Annotated in this window: 1 protein-coding gene; it reads left to right on the top strand. The window is 61.5% G+C overall.

Features of this window, described 5'->3' with window-relative positions; genetic code table 11:
• A partial coding sequence (locus FN633_RS18325) for a beta strand repeat-containing protein (protein ID WP_154058768.1) occupies positions 1-3,617 on the top strand: 3,617 nt, incomplete at both ends.

Below are 3,617 nucleotides of genomic sequence, written 5' to 3'. Positions count from 1 at the left end.
TTCCGGCAGCCGATCTGCAGCAGCTGAGCCAGGGTAGCTATCCGCTGACGGCGACGCTGACCGATGCGGCCGGTAACACCCAAACCGTGACGCAAAATATTGATGTGAAAACCGCCTTACCTGCGCTTAACGTCCAGGCGCTGACCGACGGTAACGATCTGGATGCGGCAGAGATCAAGGTCGATCAGATCCTTCAGGGAACGGTGACCAATGCCGAGCCGGGTAGCGTGATTACCGTGACGCTCGGCTCGGGCAGCTATCAGGGCACCGTGGATGCAGGCGGCAGCTGGCGCGTGAATTTGCCTGCGGTGGAGCGGCAAAAGCTTGCAGACGGCACCAACACGCTGACCGTTAGCGTTACCGACGGCTACGGCCAAAACACGTCGGTCGAGCACAGCTTTACCATTGATACCACCGTTGATGCGGTGGCGATCAGCATTATCTCCAGCGATGACTACCTGAATTTTGATGAAGCGAGCAGCGATCTGGTGATCAACGGTAACAGCGCCGGGCTTCCGGTAGGTACCGTCGTAACCGTCACGCTTAACGGTCAAAACTACGTTGGCGAGATTGCTCCAAATGGTGCATGGCAGGTGACGATAGGTTCTGCCGACCTGCTGGCGCTGAACGACGGCGCTGCCGTGGTGACCGCCACCGCAACCGGGCCTGACGGTGTCGTCATCGACAGCCATACCTTTACGGTGATCGTTAACGATCTGCCGCAGGCGGTGGTCAATACGCCGTTTGGTGATGGGGTGGTGAACCTTACCGAGTCTGAACGTGATCAGTTCGTGACCGGCGCAGGACAGTCGGTTGTGGCGACGCTCAATGGGCAGCAGTACACCGGCACCGTTGCCGCCGATGGCAGCTGGTCGGTTGTCCTGCCTGCCGGGGCGATGACGATCCTGCCGGACGGCCCGGCATCGTTCGACGTCACCGTTACCGATGCCGCAGGCAACGACGCTTCCCAGACCATCCCGTTCAACGTGGATAAAGTGCCGCCGGAGGTGACCGTCCAGCCGATCAACGGTACGGATACGCTTAACGGTACGGAGGTGCAGAGCAACCAGGCGATCAATATTATCTCGCCGGATGCCGCCCAGGTGACGGTCGACATCAACGGAGCAGGCTACACGGCCCTGCCGGGCGCAACGCCGGGTAGCTGGGTGGTGACGCTGCCTGCCGGTGCGCTGGCTGCGTTGCCTGACGGGCAGGTCGTTTATACCGTAACCGTGACCGATGGGGCCGGTAACGCAACGACTATTACCCGGGACGTTAGCCTGGACGCGACGCCGCCGAACGTGGTGGTCGATCCGGTTACCCGTGATAACGTGCTCGATCCTGCTGAACTGGCAAATGGCTTTACCCTAACCGGCCACACTATACCTGCCGAACCAGGCGCAACGGTGGCCCTTACCGTCAACGGCCAGCCGCTCAGCGGCGTGGTTAACGCCGACGGCAGCTGGGCGGTACAGGTTCCGGCTGCGGCCCTCAGCGGCCTTGTCGACGGCCCACAGGAGCTTACGGTGACGGTCACGGACAGCACGGGCAACGCCTCTGCACCGCTGAACGTCGGTTTTGCTGTTGACTCCACCGCCAGCGCGCTGCTGATCAACCCGGTAGAAGGGGATAACGCCATCAGCCTGGCGGATATCAGCGACGGGATCACCATCAGTGGCTCGTCGGTGCGCATTCCTGAAGGTACGCCGGTTACCGTTACCCTTAACGGGCAGCAGTACCAGGGCGTAGTAAACGGCGGCGGTTTCTGGACCGTGAACGTACCGAATGCCGCTGCCGCGCTTATCAGCGACGGTACGACAACCGTGACTGTCTCCTCGGTCGATGTTAATGGCACGCCACTGTCCAGCGAGCAGCAGTTCGTGATTATTACCCAGCAGCTGCCGCTGGCAACGATCAACACACCGTTTGGCGATGGCACTATCAATATCGTTGAGGCTGCGGCAGGCGGAGCGTTAACCGGCACGACCGGCAGCCGTGGCGCAGGTCAGACCGTCACCGTCCAGCTGGACAACAACGCGCCAATAACCGGTACGGTGGATGCCAACGGCAACTGGACGCTGCCGCTGACGCCAGCGCAAATCAGTGGGCTGGGACAGGGATCGCATACGGTGACGGTCACCGTCGCGGATGCGGCGGGCAACCAGAATACCCAGACCGCACCGCTGAACATCGATACCGTAGCGCCGCAGCTGACGATTAATGACGTGACGGTGGATAACACCATCAACGGCAGCGAAGCCAGCGGGGCGATTGTGATCAGCGGTACCGGTGGGCCATACGATGCCCAGAACGTGCAGGCGGTGATCGTGCTGGTCAACGGCCAGAACTACGATGCGATCCTGCAGCCGGACGGGACCTGGAGCATTACCCTGCCAGCCGGAGCGCTGGCAAACGTTGCCGACGGTCCGGTGGCGATCTCAGCGAGGATCACCGATCCGGCAGGGAACACCATTACTACCCCGGGCAGTTTCATCCTTGATGCCTCGCCGCTGAATGCCCCGCTGATTGCGGTGAATACCGTGTCGGCAGACAACTTTGTCAACGCGCTGGAAGCGCAGAGCCCGCTGACGATCGGCGGCACCACCACGCGGGTAGAAGAGGGACAGACCGTTACGGTGATCCTGAGCGGCCAGAGCTATACCGCTCAGGTCGCTGCCGACGGCAGCTGGACGCTGGATATTCCGCCTACGGCGCTGGCAGCAGTGGCTGACGGGGCGCAAACCATCAGCGTGCAGGTGACCGATCGTGCTGGCAACGTGGCGACGGGGGCGCAGAACGTCACCTTCGCGGCCACCCCAGCTTCTCAGCCGACGCTGACCGTCAATACCGTAGCGCAGGATGACATCGTCAATATTCAGGAGCAGGGTCGTGACCTGCTCATTAGCGGCTCGTCGACCAATCTGGCAGCGGGGACGGTGATCAGCGCTACCTTCGCTGGTGCACCTTACAGCGCGACCGTGGGCAGCAACGGCAACTGGCAGTTTATCGTGCCACAGTCGGTGGTGCAGACCCTCGCTGACGGTATCACCTACCCTGTGACCGTCACGGCGGTGGATGCTGCCCAGAATGGTGCCCAGGCTACGCATACCGTCGGTGTCGATCTGACGCGGCCGCTGCTTGCCGTGCAGACGGCAGGGACCTTCCTTGAGGATAACCGGGTCAATATCGCTGAGTCGCTGCTGGATCAAACCATCACCGGAACCGGTACGCCGGGCCTGACGGTGCTGCTGCCCATCAACGGCAAAACCATTGCCGCGGTCATTGACGGTGACGGTGGCTGGAGCATGACTATTCCGGCAGGGGATCTGCAGTCGCTGCCGCAGGGAACCTCACAGTTGGGCTTCAGCGTCACCGACCCGCAGGGAAACAGCCAGTCTGTACCGGTGCCAATTAACGTCAATACCCAGAATGCGCCAGCCATTACGCTCAATGCCGCCTTTGGCGATAATATCGCCAGTTCGGCAGAGTTGGCTGCGGGGACGACCATCACGGGGACGGTAAGCGGTGTGCCAACCGGCACCCAGGTTACCGTCACTATTGGTACGCAAAACTTCTTCGGCACCGTTACCGGCACTACCTGGGCCGTAACGGTTCCT

Source organism: Pseudescherichia vulneris (genome assembly GCF_902164725.1).
Lineage (GTDB): Bacteria > Pseudomonadota > Gammaproteobacteria > Enterobacterales > Enterobacteriaceae > Pseudescherichia > Pseudescherichia vulneris.
Note: the sequence above shows the minus strand (reverse complement) of the source record. Positions and strands in the feature narration are given on the sequence as shown.